The following is an 18,167-nucleotide window of genomic DNA, read 5'->3' on the forward strand; positions in this document are numbered from 1 at the left end:
GTTTGCGCGGCAGATGATCGGCCAGCTTGACCCGGCTGTCCAGCCCTGTGATGCGTAGGGTTTTTCAGCAAACCTCACGGATTCCCCCATTCCCTGTAGGAACGAGCCTTGCTTCTGTAAGACGTTGGGGTTACTCGGCTGGGAGAGGCAGGCGTTGCCCGGCCATCAACAGCGACAGGCGGCTCAGGCTGCTCCAGGGCGAACCGGCGGCCTGCCCCTTGATCTGCGCATCGATACGCTGGGCGTCGAGCAGCAATTGCGCCCAGCGCGGCGCGGAATAGCGCTGCAGGGCCTTGCTCATCAGCGGCTTGCGTTTGTCCCAGACGGGCGGACGGGCCTGGCTGAACACTTTATCCAGCGGAGTGCCCTGGCTGTACTGCAGCGACATGTTGGCCAGCGCCCGCAATTCCCGGGACAGTGCCCAGAGAATCACCGGCGGCTCGACACCTTCGCCGCGCAGGCCTTCGAGCATGCGCAGGGCATGCGCGGCCTCGCCATTGAGGATGGCGTCCACCAGCCCGAAAACATCGAAGCGCGCACTGTCGGCGACTGCCGCTTGCACGGTTTCCACCGTGATCTGGCCACCCTCGGCCATCAGCTTGAGCTTTTCGATTTCCTGGGCCGCGGCCAGCAGATTGCCTTCTACCCGGGCCGCAATGAGTTCCACGGCGTCCTGGCTGGCGGAAAGCCCGGCCTGGGACAGGCGTTGGCGAATCCACTGCGGCAACTGGTTGGTATCCACCGGCCAGATCTGGATGAACTGGGTCTGCTCGCCATCGATCAGGGCCTTGCCCCATTTGGTCTTTTGCGCGCTGCCATCGAGCTTGGGCAGGCTGATCAGCAGCAGGGTATCTTCGGCCGGCCGTGAGCAGTATTCGATGAAGGCCGCGGCGCCTTTATCTCCGGGCTTGCCCGAAGGCAGGCGCAGTTCCAGCAGGCGTTTTTCGGCGAACAACGACATGCTCGCGCCGGCTTGCAGCAGCGTTCCCCAATCGAAATTGGCGTCGGCGCTGAATACCTGGCGTTCATCGAAGCCTTGCTGGCGGGCGGCGGTGCGAATGGCGTCGGCGGCTTCCTGGCACAGCAACGGGTCGTCGCCACTGATGACATAGACCGGTGCGAGCGTGCCTTGCAGGTGTTTGCCGAGTTGAGCGGGGGCGAGTTTCATAAGGAAGGGCAAGCGGGGCGCTTGCGCGCCCCACGAGACTTACTGGTTCGGCAGCTGCATGGGCGACTGTTGCGGGGTTTCCGCCTCAGCCTTCTGCGCGGCTTCCAGCGCCTCGGCTTCGGCCTTGGCGCGGGCATCCGCGGTCTGCTGCAGTTGATCCAGCTGGGTCGGGGTCAGCAGTTGCAGGCGCAGCATCATGTTCTGCACCAGGTCGCGACGCATTTCCTTACGCACTTCCAGCGACTCCTGGTCGGAACCCACCAGGTTGTTGCCGTCGTGGATGTAGACCTTCTGCACTTGCAGCTTGTCGCTGAGCAGGGTCAGGTTGTTCTGGCCCTGGATCTCGTAGTTCAGCACGGTGGTCATTTCATATTCGGCCGAACGACCGGCACCGGCGTAGCTGAGGCTGCGCTGGGATTCCTGCTCGCGGGTCAGCACCAGCTTGTAGGGCGCACCGGCGTAGACCTTGACGCCACTGCTCTGCAGAACCTGGCGCAGCTGGGTCACGGTTTCGCCGTAAGCGTTACGGGCGCTCAGGTCGAGTTCCTTGATCGCCAGTTCGGTGGTGCCGGTACCGCGCAGCTGAAAGCCGCAGGCGCTCAGCAGTACGGCCAGGCCCATCACCAGGAGGTTGCGTTTGATCATCTTGTTGCTCCCCTTGAAACCATGTGGGCCGACAGGGCGGCCCTGGAGGTTTTATTCGGCGTCAGCCTTGGGCTGACGCCTGATCCAATTAGCTAGCGACGATATTGACCAGCTTGCCAGGCACGACGATCACTTTACGAATCGTCAGGCCTTCGGTGAAGCGCAGCACGTTCTCGTTGCTCCGGGCGGCGGCTTCGATCTCTTCACGGCTGGCGCTGGCCGGCATTTCGATCTGGCCACGCAGTTTGCCATTCACTTGAATGACCAACTGCAGGCTGTCCTGAACCAGGGCGTTCTCATCCAGCACCGGCCAGCCGGCGTCGATAATGGCGCCGCTGCGACCCAGCTGGCTCCACAGCTCGTGGCTGATGTGCGGGGTGATCGGCGCCAGCAGCAGGGCCACGGTTTCCAGGCCTTCCTGCAATAGGGCACGGTCCTGCGGGGTGGCTTGCGGTGCTTTTTCCAGCACGTTCATCAGCGTCATGACCTGAGCGATGGCGGTGTTGAATTTGTGGTTCTGGCCGACGTCCTGGCTGGCTTGCTTGATCGCCAGGTGGATGGCACGACGAATGACTTTCTGTTCGTCGTTCAGCGAACCCAGCTCCAGTGTGCCCGGCAGGCCCTGGGCTACGTGAGCCTGAGCCAGGCGCCAGACGCGCTTGAGGAAGCGATGGGCACCCTCGACGCCGGAGTCGGACCATTCCAGGCTCATGTCAGGCGGCGAAGCGAACATCATGAACAGGCGGCAGGTGTCCGCGCCGTACTGTTCGATCATCGACTGAGGGTCGACGCCGTTGTTCTTCGACTTGGCCATCTTCTCGGTGCCGCCGATTTCCACCGGCAGGCCGTCGCTGATCAGCTTGGCGCCGACGATCTTGGCCTTGCTGTCACGCTCCAGCTCGACATCGGCCGGGTTGTACCAGGTGTAGGCACCGTTGGCTTCGCGGCGGTAGTAGGTCTCGGCGACCACCATGCCTTGCGTTAGCAGGTTCTTGAACGGCTCGTTGGAACTGACCAGGCCCTCGTCGCGCATCAGCTTGTGGAAGAAGCGGGCATAGAGCAGGTGCAGGATCGCGTGTTCGATACCGCCGATGTACTGGTCCACCGGCAGCCAGTGGTTGGCCGCGGCCGGGTCGACCAGGCCACCCTCGTATTTTGGCGAGGCATAGCGGGCGTAGTACCAGGAGGACTCGACGAAGGTGTCCATGGTGTCGGTTTCACGCTTGGCAGGCTTGCCGCATTTCGGGCAGCTGCATTCGTAGAACTCGGGCATGCGCGCCAGTGGCGAACCGGCGCCGTCCGGCACCACGTCTTCCGGCAGCACTACCGGCAGTTGGTCTTGCGGTACCGGCACATCACCACAGCTGTCGCAGTGGATGATCGGGATCGGGCAGCCCCAGTAGCGCTGGCGGCTGATGCCCCAGTCGCGCAGGCGGAACTGGGTGCGGGATTGGCCGAGGTTTTTCTTCAGCAGGGCGACTTCGATGGCATCGAAGGCACCGGCAAAATCCAGGCCGTTGAACTCGCCGGAGTTGATCAGTTCGCCGTGCTCGCCGTAGGCGTCCTGCCAAGGCGCTGGCGTTTCGTCGCCAGCGCTGGTGCGCACCACGTTCTTGATCGGCAGGTTGTACTTGGTGGCGAATTCGTAGTCGCGCTCGTCATGTGCCGGAACGGCCATTACCGCGCCATCGCCGTAGTGCATCAGCACATAGTTGGCGACCCATACCGGGAGTTTTTCACCGGTCAGCGGGTGTTCGACGAACAGCGAAGTCGGCAGGCCTTTCTTCTCTTGAGTGGCGATGTCGGCTTCGGCGACGCTGCCGCCCTTGCACTCGGCGATAAAGGCTTGCAGCGCCGGGTCGTTCTGCGCTGCCAGGGTGGCCAGCGGGTGCTCGGCAGCCACGGCGACGTAGGTCGCGCCCATCAGGGTGTCAGGGCGGGTGGTGAAGACTTTCAGTGCGCCCGCTTCGCCAATGGAGGCCTGGTCGTAGGGGAATTGCACTTCCATGCCACGGGATTTGCCGATCCAGTTGCGTTGCATGGTCTTGACCTGCTCGGGCCAGCCCGGCAGTTCGTCGAGACTCTCCAGCAGCTCATCCGCGTAGGCGGTGATCTTGAAGTAGTACATCGGGATTTCGCGTTTTTCGATCAGCGCGCCGGAACGCCAGCCGCGACCGTCGATCACCTGTTCGTTGGCCAGGACGGTCTGGTCGACCGGGTCCCAGTTCACGGTGCCGTTCTTGCGGTAGATCACGCCTTTTTCGAACAGACGAGTGAACAGCCACTGTTCCCAGCGGTAGTAGTCCGGCTTGCAGGTCGTGACCTCGCGGGACCAGTCCACCGCCAGGCCCAGGCTGCGCAGCTGGGACTTCATGTAGGCGATGTTTTCGTAGGTCCACTTGGCCGGTGCGACGTTGTTCTTCATCGCGGCGTTTTCCGCCGGCATGCCGAAGGCGTCCCAACCCATGGGTTGCAGTACGTTCTTGCCTTGCATGCGCTGGTAGCGAGAGATCACGTCGCCGATGGTGTAGTTACGCACGTGCCCCATGTGTAGCTTGCCGCTGGGGTAAGGGAACATCGACAGGCAGTAGTAAGTTTCCTTGCCTGGCTGTTCACTGACTTCAAAGGACTTTTGCTCATCCCAGAACGACTGGGCGGCGGCTTCGATTTCACGGGGCTGATAGTGTTCGTGCATGGCTACTTTTGAACTGAATAGGGGTGGCCTAATCCTCTTCAATGCAACGTTGGGCGGTGATGACGCCAGATATGGCGTTTTCGCTACCCAGTCGAGCTGGAAGTGGAGTTACAGGAAGCGCCGTAGCATACATGACCGCGCTCTACCGAGGGAAACCCTGATTACGCGCCGTGGGCCGTTGGTCGCGGCACCCTGCCGGTTTCGGCAGTGCGGCTAAGCTCAAAAAGGGGGAGTGATTCTTACTTTCATGAGGTGAGTGGATGGTTGAGTCGCAGCGAAAAGTTACAAAACCCGAGTTGTACGAACGATTGATAGATCGTCTGGCTTTGGCCTTGGATACAGCGAAAACAGCAGGGAGCTTGCGTAATGAGCGTCCTGCGGAGTTGGAGTTGCGGGGCCTGAGTCACGCCGAGCTCGAGGTGATCAAAGCCTATTTGGATCGTAGCGAGCGTGAGACGCAATTGAGCGTGCTCGAATGCCTGAGGCACGAAGTGACTCCACATTCGGCCAAGGTCATCTGGTTGAAAGACAAGGTGCCCGCCCGGGATGCGGTAAAGGTCCGATCCCTGCAGTTCAAGTGAGTCTGCGCAGCCCATGCGGGCATCTGCGCAGCGTCAACGCCGCGTACCTTGTGCGTGAAATCTGTTTCGTATCTGTTGTCGCTTTGCTTTTACCCACTTAGGCTTCGAGCATCTTTGGAGATGCTCGATGCCTTTTCGTTATTTCGTCAAACAACTACTCCTGCCGCCAGGCCTTCTGTTGCTGCTGCTTCTGCTTGCCTGGTGGTTTCGCCGCTCGAGGCCGCGATTGGCCGGTGTGTGTTTTGCTCTCGGCCTGGGCGGGTTCTGGTTGATGAGCCTGCCTGTGATGGTGGAGTGGGGCGCCAGTGCCCTGGAAAGTGAGCCGGCGCTGACGCAAAGCCAGTGGTCGACCCTGGCCAAACAGGCCGATGCGATTGTGGTGCTGGGGTCGGGGCGTGAACGTGGCGATCCGGCCTGGGGTTCCGACCAGCCGACCGGTGTTGGCCTGGAGCGCCAGCGTTATGCGGCGCGCCTGGCCAAGGCTTCCGGGCTGCCGATCCTGACCAGCGGTGGCCTGCACTACGGCACGCCGCCAACGGAAGCCGCGCTGATGGCCGAGTCGTTGCTGAACGACTTTGACGTGACGGTGCGCTGGCAGGAAGGGCGTAGCCGCACGACCTGGGAAAACGCCCAATTCACCGCGCAAGTGCTGGAGCCGCAAGGCATCAAGCGTGTGGTGCTGGTCACCCAGGCCTGGCATATGCAGCGGGCTGTCTGGAGTTTCGAACAGGCAGGATTCACCGTGGTGCCGGCGCCCGTGGGGTTCCTCGGGGTGGATAACGCCAGGCCGCTGGGTGGCTGGATGCCGGAGTTCAAGTCGATCTGGCAGAGCGGCCAGTTGTTGAACGAGGCGGTGGGGCTGGTGGGCTACAAGCTGTTTTATCGTGGAGAGGACTAGGTTCATCTCGAGCCTGCTCCTGCTGGAATCGCAAATTCCCACCAGGAGCAGCCGCTCGACGTTCGATGGCCCGCGATAAGGTCAGACGGTCTTGGCGATCCGGCTGGCCAGCAGGGCCCAGCCGAACAGCAGGACGCTCAGGATGATCAGGGGCCACGAGCGCCACTGCAGGTAAGGCGTCAGGTTGTGCATCGGCACCACTTCGCCATAGAGAATGCCGCGTTCGAACTGCGGAATCTGCACGGTGATCTTGCCGAATGGATCGATCAGGCCGGTCACCCCGTTGTTGGTGGCGCGGATCATCCAGCGGCCGGCCTCCAAAGCTCGCATCTGGGCCATCTGCAAGTGCTGCAACGGGCCGATCGAAGTGCCGAACCAGGTGTCGTTGCTGATGGTCAGCAGCAGGTCGCTGCGGGCTGACAGGCTGGCGGCGAATTCCGGGTAAACCACCTCGTAGCAGATGAACGGCGCGATCTGGTAACCCTTGGCTTGCAGTAAAGGCTGGTCGGCGGGGCCGCGGGCGAAGTCCGACATGGGCAGGTCGAAGAACGCAATCAGGCCGCGCAGCAAGTCCTGCAGGGGCACGTACTCACCGAATGGCACGAGCTTCTGCTTGAGGTACTCGCCATCGCCTTCGCCGACCACGGTAATGCCGTTGAAGTAGCGTTTCTGGTGGTGCACTTCCTGGCGGATCGGTACGCCGGTGATCAACGCCGAATGCCGGTCGGCGGCGAAATTGCCCATCATGTTCAGATAACCTTCGGCCGACTCCTTGAGCACGGGCACCGCGGTTTCCGGCCATACCAGCAGATCCACGCGCTTGGAACTGAAGCTCATGTCGCGGTACAGCGCCAGCTGGGAGTTGAGTTGCGCAGGGTCCCATTTCAGGCTCTGTTCGATATTGCCCTGGATCGCCGCCACGGTCAGCGGCTCGCCCGACGGGCTGGTCCAGGCATGTCCCTTGAGTGCGATGCCGATCACCCAGGGGGCGACCAGCAGCACCAGGCCGGCGGCGATAAACCCCTTGCGCCCGGCACGGATCAGACCGGGCAGGTTGTAGAGCAGGGCGGCGGTCAGCGCCAGGGCAAAGGAGATCAGCCACATGCCGCCCAGAGGGGCCAGGCCGGCCAGCGGGCCGTCGAGTTGGCTGTAGCCGGAATAGAGCCAGGGGAAGCCCGTCAGGAACCAGCCGCGGAAGGCTTCCTGGCCCACCCAAAGGGCGGCGAAGGCCAGGGCATCGGCGAGAGGGGCTTCATTGCGACGCAGCCAACGCGCCCAGAGCCAGGCCGGCAGGGCGAAAAAGAAGGCGATGGCGGCAATGAAGGCCAGCATCAGTAAACCGGCCAGCAGCACCGAGGCGCCGCCGTAGGTATGGATGCTGACGTAGATCCAACTGGTGCCGGCGGCAAACAGGCCGAAACCGAAACACCAGCCGCGCCACAGCGCCTGACGCGGGCTCAGCTCGCGCAGGCCGGCATAAAAGAAGCCGACCGCCAGCAGTGCCAGCGGCCAGATGTCGTACGGCGCCAGGGCCAGGGTGGTGATTGCGCCAGCCGCCATGGCTAGCAGGTTACCGGGCCAGCCGGGGCGGGTTAAGCGCAGCATGTCGATCCTTAGCGGGGGATAGGCGTTAGTCGCAGCAGATGAATCCGACGGCTGTCGGCGTTCAGGATACGGAAGCGATAGGCACCGATTTCGGTGATTTCGTTACGTTTAGGCAGGTGCCCGAACGCGCTCATCACCAGGCCGCCGACGGTGTCGAACTCGTCGTCGGAGAACTCGCTGTCGAAGAACTCGTTGAAGTTCTCGATCGGCGTCAACGCCTTGATCAGGAAATCGCCGCTCGGCAGGGGCTTGATGTAGCTGTCTTCCTCGACGTCGTGCTCGTCTTCGATGTCGCCGACGATCTGTTCCAGCACGTCTTCGATGGTCACCAGGCCTGCCACGCCGCCGTATTCGTCGATGACGATGGCCATGTGATTGTGGTTGGCGCGGAATTCGCGCAGCAGCACGTTCAGGCGCTTGGATTCGGGAACGAAGGTCGCCGGACGCAGCAGGTCCTTGATGTTGAAGCTGTCGCCGTTCTCCTTGAGGATCAGCGGCAGCAGGTCCTTGGCCAGCAGGACGCCCATGACGTCGTCATGGCTTTCGCCGATCACCGGATAACGCGAGTGCGCGGAATCGAGGACGGATGGCAGGAATTCGCGGGGAGTCTGGGTCGCCTTGATGCTGATCATCTGCGAGCGCGGAACCATGATGTCCCGTACCTGCAGGTCAGCGACCTGGATGGCGCCTTCGACGATGGCCAGCGCTTCGCTGTCCAGCAACTTGTTCTGATGGGCTTCGCGCAGCAGCTCCAGCAGCTCCTGGCGGTTTTTCGGCTCATGGGCAAAAGCCTGGGTCAGTTTACCCAGCCACGACTTTTGCCCGCTGCTCGATCGGTCTTCGCTCATAGCGATTACTCTAAATCCTTGGTTGTTACAGATGGATGTTCTTCGGTTTCGTCGTCCGCATAAGGGTCGGGATGACCCAGTTCTGCAAGCAACGTTCGTTCCAGTGCTTCCATTTCTTCGGCTTCGTCGTCATCTATATGGTCGTAACCCAATAGATGCAAGCAGCCGTGAATCACCAGATGGGCCCAGTGGGCCTGGAGGTCCTTGCCTTGTTCGGCGGCTTCGCGCTCGACCACTTCGACGCAGATCACCAGGTCGCCGAGCAATGGAATGTCCAGTAGCTCGTCCGGCACGTCGGCAGGGAACGACAGGACGTTGGTGGCGTAGTCCTTCTGCCGCCAGGTGCGGTTCAGTTCGCGGCCTTCGGGTTCGTCCACCAGGCGGATGGTCAGTTCCGAGTCGGCCGTGCGCTGGCGCAGGGCCAGCTCACACCATTGGCGGAACAGGGCTTCACTGGGAGCAGGCTTGTCGCTTGCCAGTTGCAGATCAAGCTCAAGCATCGTGGCGATTGCCTTTTTCCGCGGCGGACTGGGCGGACTCGTCGGCCACGCGCTGCTCGAAGCGCTCATAGGCTTCGACGATGCGTTGCACCAGCGGATGGCGCACCACGTCCTTGGGCATGAAGTGGGTGAAGCTGATGCCCGGGACGTCCTTGAGGACGTTGATCACATGGGCCAGGCCGGACTTGGTGCCCTTGGGCAGGTCGACCTGGGTGATGTCGCCCGTGATCACGGCGGTGGAGCCGAAGCCGATCCGGGTCAGGAACATCTTCATCTGTTCGACGGTGGTGTTTTGGCTTTCGTCGAGAATGATGAAGCTGTTGTTCAGCGTACGGCCTCGCATATACGCCAGCGGCGCAATCTCGATGACCTGGCGCTCGATCAGCTTGGCCACGTGTTCGAAGCCGAGCATTTCATACAGCGCGTCATACAACGGGCGCAGGTACGGGTCGATCTTCTGGGCCAGGTCACCCGGCAGGAAACCGAGTTTCTCACCGGCTTCGACCGCCGGACGCACCAGCAGGATGCGTCGTACCTGCTCGCGCTCCAGTGCGTCCACCGCACAGGCCACGGCCAGGTAGGTCTTGCCGGTACCGGCCGGGCCTATGCCGAAGTTGATGTCGTTGCCGAGGATTTCCTTGACGTAGCGCTGCTGATTCAAGCCGCGGGGGCGAATCATGCCTTTTTTGGTGCGCAGGGCCACGGCCGCTTCGGCGACAGGGTGATTGTCCAGTTCTTCGACGGCGGATTCCTGGAGGAACAGATGCACCATGTCCGGCGACAGCTCGGTACCCTTGGTTTCCCGGTACAGGCGGCGCAGGAGGTTTTCCGCGGAGGTGGTGTGCTTGGGTTCGCCGATCAGTTCGAACTGATTGCCGCGGTTGCGGATCTCGATGGTCAGGCGCTGCTCGATCAAGCGCAAATGCTCGTCGAATTGCCCGCACAGATTGGCGAAGCGGCGAGCCTCAAAGGGCTCGAGGATGAAACGATGTGGTTCTATGGGTGCGTTCAAGGTCGTTTTTTAGCCGCCCAACGGCAATAAGGGATGAATTCAAGGATAACGCCAGCGGCCTGGGTGCGAAAGCTCTTATACAAAGCAATGTCTTTCGCCACATTTTCCTTGGAAGCCGGCTTCCCGGCGATGGCGGGCCCGAGGCCGCTACCGCTGGTCAGCCAGCATCGGCAGGAGATTGTTGCAGCAGCGATCCGCGCAGCGAGTGAGGCTGGGCCGAGTCGATGTGCACATCGGCAAACTGGCCGATCAGCGTCGGGTTGTCACAGCGGAAATTGACGATGCGGTTGTTTTCGGTCCGCCCCTGCAGTTCGCCCGGGTCTTTCTTCGAATAGTCGGTGACGAGGATGCGCTGGATCGAGCCGACCATCTGTCGGCTGATTTCGAATCCTTGCTGATTCAGCCGATGTTGCAGCGCGTTCAGGCGTTCCTTTTTCAACTCTTCCGGGGTGTCGTCCGCCAGGTCGGCCGCCGGGGTGCCCGGGCGCTGGCTGTAGACGAACGAGTAGGAGAAGTCGAAGCCGACGTCTTCGATCAGCTTCATGGTCTGTTCGAAGTCTTTTTCGGTCTCGCCGGGGAAGCCGACGATGAAGTCCGAGCTGATGCAGATGCCCGGCACGGCGGCGCGCAGTTTGCGCAGCTTGGATTTGTATTCCAGCGCCGTATGGTTGCGCTTCATGGCCGCAAGAATCCGGTCGGAACCCGATTGCACCGGCAAGTGCAGGTGTTTCACCAGTTCCGGCACTTCGGCGTGGGCCTGGATCAGGCTGTCGGAGAACTCTAGTGGATGGGAGGTGGTATAGCGGATGCGCTCGATGCCATCGACCGCCGCGACCACACGGATCAGTTCGGCGAGGTCGGCCAGGCGGCCGTCGTGGGTCTGGCCACGGTAACCGTTGACGTTCTGCCCCAGCAGAGTGACTTCGCGCACGCCGTTTTCCGCCAGGTGGATGATCTCGCAGATCACGTCGTCGAACGGCCGGCTGACTTCCTCGCCACGGGTGTAGGGCACCACACAGAAGGTGCAGTACTTGCTGCAGCCTTCCATCACCGAGACATAGGCACTCGGGCCATCGATGCGCGGCTCTGGCAGGTGGTCGAATTTCTCGATTTCCGGGAACGAGACGTCGACCTGCGGCAGCTTGCTGCTGCGGGCAGCATCGATCATTTCCGGCAGGCGGTGCAGGGTCTGCGGGCCGAAGACCACGTCGACATAGGGCGCGCGATCGCGGATGGCCGCGCCTTCCTGGCTGGCCACGCAACCGCCGACGGCGATGACCATGTCCGGGTTGGCCAGCTTCAGCTCGCGCCAGCGACCCAGTTGGGAATACACCCGGTCCTGGGCTCGTTCGCGGATCGAGCAGGTGTTGAGCAGGATGACGTCCGCGTCTTCGGCGCGGGCGGTGACTTCCAGGGCCTGGTGTTCACCCAGCAGATCGACCATGCGCGAGCTGTCGTACTCGTTCATCTGGCAACCGTGGGTTTCTATGTAGAGCTTCTTGGCCATGGACGGAGTCATCACGTGATTCAAAGAACCGCGCATTATAGGGAACATGGCCTGAGGTTCCTACCGCTGCGCGTCCGGTGGCTATGCTATAGTTCGCGCCCTCTTTTATATCCCCCGATGTGTTACCCGCCCACCATGACCAAACGTGAAGCTCCAATCTACAAGGTGATTTTCCTCAACCAGGGACAGGTGTTCGAAATGTACGCCAAGCAGATCTATCAAAGTGATCTGTGGGGTTTCCTGGAGGTGGAAGAGTTCGTCTTTGGCGAGCGCACGCAAGTGGTCGTCGATCCGAGCGAAGAGAAGCTCAAGGCCCAGTTCGAAGGCGTGGTGCGCAGCTTTGTGCCGATGCATTCGATCGTGCGTATCGACGAGGTCGAGCGCCTGGGTACACCGAAGATCAGCGAGGCGCGTGGCGTGAGCAACGTCATGCCGTTTCCGATGCCGATGCCTGAGAAGTAAGGGCTGTATCGAGTGTGCTATCGCGAGCAAGCTTGCTCGCGATGTCATCAAGGCAGGGGTGAGAAGGGCGAACGCCCGTCGGCGCTCTGCAATTCCATCAGGTATTTGCGGAAAATCTGCCCCAGCACCTGGGTGGCGACTTCCAGCTCGTCGCGCTGCATGTGCTCAGCCACTTCGTCAGCCGTGTCCAGTGCCTCTTCGGCGCCATTGACTGCCGCCATCTTCAGCACGATATAGGCCTGAACGTTGTTGGCCGGTACGCCTTCGCCGCGAAAGAACATGGTGCCGAGTTTGAATTGCGCCTGGGCGTGGCCTTGCAGCGAGGCCTTTTCAAAGTAGCTCAGGGCCTGATTGAGATCGCGCGGGGTATTTTTACCTTCGTAGTAGAACTCGCCCAACTCGTATTGCGCTTGCGCATCCCCTTCGTCAGCCGCCTTCTGGCAGACCGCCAGGGCCTCGGACAGATCCTGTGACTGAGTATTGAGGGTGCAGCGACCCATCGCTGGGATCAACAACGAGTTGCCGCCTGCTTGTGCATGCGCGAGCAGGGGCTGAAGGAGCAACAGGCAGCCCAGTGCAAGGGCGCGGCCGGTGCGGTTCATGGGAATCGACTTACCTCTGAAGGGCGCGCGGACCCATCGAGGGATCCAATAAGCGCGCATTATGAAATAAGCAGGGCCAACCTTACAAAGTCTTTACTCGTTTTTCTGCTGCGCGGGCGCGATATCCGCCGCTTTCGGGGCTGTTTCAGGAGTTGGGGCGCGAATGCAGCGTAAAACCGGCGTCAGCAAGTGTGGCGCCGGTTTGGCGGGGAAGGTTACTTCAGGGCAGCGAAAGCGCGTTCGGCCGCGTCCAGGGTCAGTTTCAGCTCGGCGTCGCCGTGGGCGATCGAGGTGAAGCCGGCTTCGAAGGCACTCGGGGCCAGGTAGACACCGCCTTCGAGCATCAGGTGGAAGAAGCGTTTGAACAGATTGGCATCGCTGGCCATCACATCGTCGAACGTGACGATATCGTCGGCGCCGCTGAAATACAGGCCGAACATGCCGCCCGCCTGGGTGGTCACGAACGGGATACCGGCGGCGTCAGCGCGTTGCTGCAGGCCGTCGAGCAGGCGGCTGGTGTAGTCGCTCAGCTCGGCGTGGAAGCCCGGACGGCTGATCAGGCGCAGAGTAGTCAGGCCGGCGGCCATGGCCAGCGGGTTGCCCGACAGGGTGCCGGCCTGGTAGACCGGGCCCAGCGGCGCGATGTGTTCCATGATCTGGCGTTTACCGCCGAAGCAACCCACCGGCATGCCGCCGCCGATGATCTTGCCGAAGGTGGACAGGTCCGGGGTCACCCCGTAGTGCGCCTGGGCACCGCCCAGGGCGACGCGGAAACCGGTCATCACTTCGTCGAAGATCAGCACCACGCCGTGCTTGTCGCACAGGCTGCGCAGGCCTTCGAGGAAGCCCGGGGCCGGTGGCACGCAGTTCATGTTGCCGGCCACCGGCTCGACGATGATGCAGGCCACTTCCTGGCCGACCTCGGCGAGCATCTTCTCGACCGCGTCGATGTCGTTGAACGGCAGGGTCAGGGTGTGTTTGGCGAAAGCCGCCGGTACGCCGGCCGAGCTGGGCACGCCCTGGGTCAGCGCGCCAGAGCCAGCCTTGACCAGCAGGCTGTCGGAGTGGCCGTGGTAGCAGCCTTCGAACTTGATGATGCTGTCGCGGCCGGTGAAACCGCGGGCCAGGCGGATCGCGCTCATAGTCGCTTCGGTGCCGGAGCTGACCATGCGCACCATTTCCATGGACGGCACGATGGAGCAGACCAGATCGGCCATTTCGGTTTCCATGGCGGTCGGGGCGCCGTAGGACAGACCGTGTTCCAGCTGCTTGCGCACCGCGTCCAGCACATCCGGATGGCTGTGGCCAAGGATCATCGGCCCCCAGGAACCGACGTAGTCCACATAACGCTTGTCGTCTTCGTCGGTGACGTAGGCGCCTTCGGCGTGTTTGAAGAACAGCGGCGTGCCGCCCACGCTCTTGAACGCACGCACGGGCGAGTTCACGCCGCCGGGGATGTGTTTCTGGGCATTGGCAAACAGGGTTTCGGAACGAGACATGATCGGACTCTCGAAAATCAGCGGTTAGAAGAGGGCGTTGAAGGCGCGGGCACGGCGGGTCACTTCCTGGGCGCTGTCGGCGCCGAACAGGCCATGGACCACGGCCAGCAGGTCGACGCCATGGGCGACCAGCGGCGCGGCGTTCTCCAGGGTGATGCCGCCGATCGCGCAGATCGGCAGGTGCAGCCGGGCGCGGGCCTGGTCCAGCAGCTCCAGGTGGGCCGTCGGCGCGCCGGGCTTGGTGTTGGAATTGAAGAAGCGACCGAAAGCGACATAGCTGGCGCCTTCCTTGGCGGCTTGCTCGGCCAGCTCCAGTTGGGCGTGGCAGGTCGAGCCGATGATCGCCTGGCGGCCGAGCAGGGCACGGGCCGGAGTCAGCGGGCCGTCGGTCTGGCCCAGGTGTACGCCGACGCCAATGCGCGCGGCCAACTCGGCGTCGTCGTTGATGATCAGTTGCGTCTTGTAGCGCTCGCACAAGCTGTGCAGGGCTTCGGCTTCGCGCAGGCGGCGGGCCTCGTCGCTGCTCTTGTCGCGGTATTGCAGGAGGGTCACGCCACCGTCGAGCGCCGCCTCCACGTACTGCAGGAATTTGCCGGCCAACAGTTGGCTGTCGGTAATGGCATACAGACCACGTAGTTTCATCGAGCGAGCCTCATGGCTTACGAGCAGAAGTCCAGCGGCAGGCGGCGCGGTACGAACTGGCCTTGGCCCAGTTGCTCGGCGTCGCGCAGGGTGCGCCAGGTGTAATCGAGGGCCGACTTCACGGCGCTGGCCAGGCTTTCGCCCTGGGCCAGGCGTCCGGCCAGGGCGCTGGCCAGGGTGCAACCGGAACCGTGATAACTGCCCGGCAGCCGCTGGCAGGTGTAGGTGTGACGGCTGCCGTCGCGGCTGTACAGGCGATTATGCACTTCATGCTCGTCGCCATGGCCGCCGGTGATCAGCAGGTGTTTGACGAACGGCAGGAGCTTTTCCGCGCACTGGTCCGCAGTGCCTTCGGGCAACTCGGCGAGGATTCGTGCTTCCGGAAGGTTCGGGGTGGCGATGGTCGCCAGTGGCAGCAGGCGTTCACGCATGGCGTAACCGACCTCGTCCTTGCCCAGGCGTCCGCCGCCGCCGGCGCGCAATACCGGGTCGCAGACCATCGGCAGGTGCGGATGCGCCTGCAACAGCTCGACCACGGTGTCGACCATTTCCAGCGAGCCGAGCATGCCCAGCTTGACCGCGGCGACCGTGGAGTCGTTGAGTACGGCGTTGGCCTGGGCCAGCACCCACTCGCGATCCAGCACACGGAAGTCGCTGACGTTGACCGTATCCTGCACGGTCAGCGCGGTCACGGCGGGAGCTGCATGACAACCCTGGGCGAGCAGGGCTTCGATATCTGCCTGCAGGCCGGCGCCACCACTGGGGTCGTGGCCGGAGAGACAGAGGACAACGGGGCGAGAGCTGTAGATATTCATGGTGCGCGAGCTTACCACCAAACGTCTTTTTTGCACGGCTCCTCGCGTGTCGGCCGGGGCTGGTTTTTCCGCCTTGCCGACAAGTTGACCGAGGCAACAGCTCTAGATCAATGGATAGCGCTGAAACGCCCGTTCTAGAGCCTTTAAACTAAAACTTTTCATGGTGTTCTTTGGCCATCAACGGCTATGCTAGAGTGGATCCAAACCAATAACAGGTCATGCCGGTTTTACGTCTACTCAAAGGGAAATGGGGGGCTTCCTGACACAACCGGACAGGCCACGCTGGGGCTTTATGCGCTATTTGCTGATGTTGCTGTTGAGCTTGCCGATGCTGGCTGGCGCGGTCGAGTTCGACGAGTTCACCCAAAGCCTGCCCTTGGGTCGGGTGATGCAGGTGTTTGAAGACGCGAGTGGTCAGGCAACGATCGCGGATGTCAGCGCAGCGGCGATGGCCGGTAGTTTCAAGACCCATGACAAGGCCACCCTCAACGCGGGTTACTCCCGCTCGGCATTCTGGCTGAAAATCCACCTCAGCTACCGTCCCGCCAACCCTTCCATACGACACACCTGGCTGCTGGAGCTGGCCTATCCGCCGCTCGATCATCTGGAACTGTATGTGCCCGATGAAACCGGGGGCTACCGTCTGGCCCAGCGCACCGGCGATGCCTTGCCGTTCGACAGCCGGCAGATCCGCCAGAACAATTACCTGTTTGACCTGAGCTTCGCGCCCTACGAGCAAAAGACCCTGTTCCTGCGCCTGCAGAGCCAGGGCTCGGTCCAGGCGCCGGTGACGCTCTGGTCCAGCACGGCGTACCTGGAAGCGCAGCCGGTGCGCCTGTATGTACTCGGCCTGATCTACGGCGTGCTGCTGGGGATGCTGGTCTACAACCTGTTCATTTACCTGAGCGTGCGCGACACCAGTTACCTCTATTACATCCTCTACATCGCCTCGTTCGGGCTGTACCAACTGTCGGTGAACGGCGCCGCGGTGGAGTACTTCTGGCCGGACAACCCGTGGTGGGCCAACGCGGCAACGCCATTTTTCATCGGCGCGGCGGCCCTGTTCGGCAGCCAGTTCGCCCGCAGTTTCCTGCAGACCGCCAGCCACAGCCGCTGGGTCGATCGCCTGCTGCTGGTGCTGATCCTGTGCAGTGCCGTGGTGGTGGCCCTGTCGCTGATGACCAGCTACGCCCTGGCGTTGCGTCTGGCCACGGCCCTGGCGCTGATCTTTACCGTGGTGATCTTCGTCTCCGGCATCGTCGCCTGGTGCCGCGGCATGCGCGTGGCGCGCTACTTCATCATCGCCTGGTCGGCGTTCCTGGTGGGCGGGATCATCAATACCCTGATGGTGCTGGGCTATCTGCCGAACATGTTCCTGACCATGTATTCCAGCCAGATCGGTTCGGCCATCGAGGTGGCGCTGTTGTCGCTGGCCCTGGCCGACCGCATCAACTCGATGCGCGAGCAGCAGGCGCAGACCCTGTTCGATGCCGGGCAGAAGCTCGAAGTGCTCAACCAGCAGCTGGCCCACAGCAACCGGCTCAAGGATGAGTTCCTCGCCACCCTGACCCACGAACTGCGCACGCCGATGAATGGGGTGATCGGTTCCCTGGAGCTGATGCAGACCGTCGATCTCGATCCGGAACTGGAGCAATACCAGCAGACTGCCGCCGGTTCGGCCCGGGACATGATGCGCATGGTCAATGGCATCCTGACCCTGACCGAGCTGCAGGCCGGCAAGCTCAGCGCCCAGCACGAGACTTTCAGCCTGCGTTCGCTGCTCGATGCCTTGCTGGGCCAGTTTTGCGCCAACGCCTCGGCCAAGGGGCTGGGCTTCGATGTCGACCTGGCCGCCGGGCTGCCCAATCGGCTGCTGGGCGATCGCGGCAAGTTGAGCCAGTGCCTGGAGTGCCTGCTGGACAATGCCATCAAGTTCACCCGGGTGGGTGGCCTGGTCCTGCGAGTGACTGGCAAGCCGGTGGCAGCCGGGCGGGTGGCGATGACCTTCGCGGTGATCGACACCGGCATCGGTTTCGTCAACCTCGATGAGGCCTCGTTGTACCAGCGCTTCTTCCAGCTCGATGGATCGATGACCCGTGAGTACGGCGGACTGGGCGTGGGGCTGGCGATCTGTCGGCAACTGGTGGATCTGCTGGGCGGCCATCTGACCCATGAATCGGAGCCGGGGCGTGGCAGCTGTTTCCGCCTGGAGGTGACCTTCGAGGTGGACGGCGAGCAGCCGATGGCCTCCCAGCCGGCCCTGCGGGTCCGCGCCGTCCGGCGCATGCCGCAGGATTGCAGTGTGCTGCTGGTGGACGACAACAGCATCAATCAACTGGTGATCCGCGGCATGTTGCTCAAGCTGGGTTATCAGGTACGCACGGCCGAGAACGCTCGCGGGGCGCTGGCGTTGTTGCGCCGGGAGTCGGTGGATGCGGTATTGCTCGATTGCCAGATCGAGCAGGCCGAGGCGCTCAAACTATGCGACCAGGTGCATGGCATGCCGGGTTGCGCCGGGTTGCCGGTGCTGCTGGTGTCGGCCTCGGCACATGGTCTGGATGCTGAGCGCTGCCTGCTCGATTACCTCTCTTGGCCGGTGAAATTCGAGGATCTGCAAGCTGTTCTGGCGCGTCGGGTACTGGCCTCGGAACAGGGCGAAAGCGCCGGCATTTAGGCGGGTATGCCACT

At 62.4% G+C, this 18,167-nt stretch carries 16 protein-coding genes; 4 read left to right on the top strand and 12 right to left on the bottom strand.

The window, feature by feature from the left end; translation table 11 throughout:
- Positions 1-130 precede the first annotated feature (130 nt).
- From holA to leuS, 3 genes are all read right to left on the bottom strand, one after another.
- Positions 131-1,168: a DNA polymerase III subunit delta gene (gene holA / locus AC07PQ_RS24560; RefSeq protein ID WP_493186565.1), complete on the bottom strand. Its 1,038-nt coding sequence runs from the start codon at positions 1,166-1,168 to the stop codon at positions 131-133.
- A gap of 39 nt (positions 1,169-1,207) precedes the next feature.
- The gene (locus AC07PQ_RS24565; RefSeq protein ID WP_053262795.1) at positions 1,208-1,813 is read right to left on the bottom strand and encodes an LPS-assembly lipoprotein LptE; all 606 of its coding nucleotides are present in this window, start codon (positions 1,811-1,813) and stop codon (positions 1,208-1,210) included.
- Positions 1,814-1,901: 88 nt separating this feature from the next.
- Positions 1,902-4,508, bottom strand: a complete 2,607-nt coding sequence (gene leuS, locus AC07PQ_RS24570; RefSeq protein WP_007927090.1) for a leucine--tRNA ligase — start codon at positions 4,506-4,508, stop codon at positions 1,902-1,904.
- Positions 4,509-4,768: 260 nt separating this feature from the next.
- Here leuS and AC07PQ_RS24575 point away from each other — a divergent pair, with 260 nt between their 5' ends.
- Positions 4,769-5,089 carry a hypothetical protein gene (locus AC07PQ_RS24575; RefSeq protein WP_009045783.1) on the top strand — a complete coding sequence of 107 codons (321 nt, stop codon included), beginning with the start codon at positions 4,769-4,771 and terminating at the stop codon, positions 5,087-5,089.
- Positions 5,090-5,216: 127 nt separating this feature from the next.
- Positions 5,217-5,987, top strand: coding sequence for a YdcF family protein (locus AC07PQ_RS24580; RefSeq protein ID WP_493186564.1), 771 nt, complete (start codon positions 5,217-5,219; stop codon positions 5,985-5,987).
- Positions 5,988-6,068: 81 nt separating this feature from the next.
- Here AC07PQ_RS24580 and lnt read toward each other — a convergent pair whose 3' ends face one another.
- The 5 genes from lnt to miaB all read right to left on the bottom strand — a co-directional run bounded on the left by lnt (position 6,069) and on the right by miaB (position 11,459).
- Complete coding sequence (gene lnt, locus AC07PQ_RS24585; protein ID WP_274304774.1) at positions 6,069-7,592, bottom strand: apolipoprotein N-acyltransferase; 1,524 nt, start codon at positions 7,590-7,592, stop codon at positions 6,069-6,071.
- A gap of 8 nt (positions 7,593-7,600) precedes the next feature.
- Positions 7,601-8,440: a CorC family transporter gene (locus AC07PQ_RS24590; protein WP_007927086.1), complete on the bottom strand. Its 840-nt coding sequence runs from the start codon at positions 8,438-8,440 to the stop codon at positions 7,601-7,603.
- A gap of 5 nt (positions 8,441-8,445) precedes the next feature.
- Positions 8,446-8,940 carry an rRNA maturation RNase YbeY gene (ybeY, locus tag AC07PQ_RS24595; protein ID WP_007927084.1) on the bottom strand — a complete coding sequence of 165 codons (495 nt, stop codon included), beginning with the start codon at positions 8,938-8,940 and terminating at the stop codon, positions 8,446-8,448.
- Positions 8,933-9,952: a PhoH family protein gene (locus AC07PQ_RS24600; RefSeq protein ID WP_007927082.1), complete on the bottom strand. Its 1,020-nt coding sequence runs from the start codon at positions 9,950-9,952 to the stop codon at positions 8,933-8,935. Before AC07PQ_RS24600 ends, ybeY begins: the two co-directional genes overlap by 8 nt.
- 157 nt (positions 9,953-10,109) lie before the next feature.
- Positions 10,110-11,459 (bottom strand): tRNA (N6-isopentenyl adenosine(37)-C2)-methylthiotransferase MiaB, encoded by a 1,350-nt coding sequence (miaB, locus tag AC07PQ_RS24605; RefSeq protein ID WP_493186594.1) that lies wholly within the window; start codon positions 11,457-11,459, stop codon positions 10,110-10,112.
- A gap of 135 nt (positions 11,460-11,594) precedes the next feature.
- Here miaB and AC07PQ_RS24610 point away from each other — a divergent pair, with 135 nt between their 5' ends.
- The gene (locus tag AC07PQ_RS24610; RefSeq protein WP_007927079.1) at positions 11,595-11,921 is read left to right on the top strand and encodes a DUF1820 family protein; all 327 of its coding nucleotides are present in this window, start codon (positions 11,595-11,597) and stop codon (positions 11,919-11,921) included.
- Between the two features lie 47 nt (positions 11,922-11,968).
- On the opposite strand, the gene AC07PQ_RS24615 is transcribed toward AC07PQ_RS24610, so the two are convergent.
- The 4 genes from AC07PQ_RS24615 to AC07PQ_RS24630 all read right to left on the bottom strand — a co-directional run bounded on the left by AC07PQ_RS24615 (position 11,969) and on the right by AC07PQ_RS24630 (position 15,479).
- Positions 11,969-12,523, bottom strand: a complete 555-nt coding sequence (locus AC07PQ_RS24615; protein WP_007927077.1) for a tetratricopeptide repeat protein — start codon at positions 12,521-12,523, stop codon at positions 11,969-11,971.
- Positions 12,524-12,738: 215 nt separating this feature from the next.
- Positions 12,739-14,022: a glutamate-1-semialdehyde 2,1-aminomutase gene (gene hemL / locus AC07PQ_RS24620; RefSeq protein WP_007927075.1), complete on the bottom strand. Its 1,284-nt coding sequence runs from the start codon at positions 14,020-14,022 to the stop codon at positions 12,739-12,741.
- A 24-nt stretch (positions 14,023-14,046) separates the two neighbouring features.
- Positions 14,047-14,664, bottom strand: a complete 618-nt coding sequence (gene thiE, locus AC07PQ_RS24625; protein WP_493186563.1) for a thiamine phosphate synthase — start codon at positions 14,662-14,664, stop codon at positions 14,047-14,049.
- Between the two features lie 17 nt (positions 14,665-14,681).
- Positions 14,682-15,479: a hydroxymethylpyrimidine/phosphomethylpyrimidine kinase gene (locus AC07PQ_RS24630; RefSeq protein WP_009051019.1), complete on the bottom strand. Its 798-nt coding sequence runs from the start codon at positions 15,477-15,479 to the stop codon at positions 14,682-14,684.
- A 292-nt stretch (positions 15,480-15,771) separates the two neighbouring features.
- On the opposite strand from AC07PQ_RS24630, the gene AC07PQ_RS24635 reads away from it, so the two are divergent.
- A complete protein-coding gene (locus AC07PQ_RS24635) occupies positions 15,772-18,153 on the top strand; it encodes a hybrid sensor histidine kinase/response regulator (protein ID WP_493186562.1) in 2,382 nt (793 codons plus the stop codon).
- Positions 18,154-18,167: the final 14 nt, after the last annotated feature.

Source organism: Pseudomonas sp. GW821-FHT09E12, assembly GCF_059416085.1.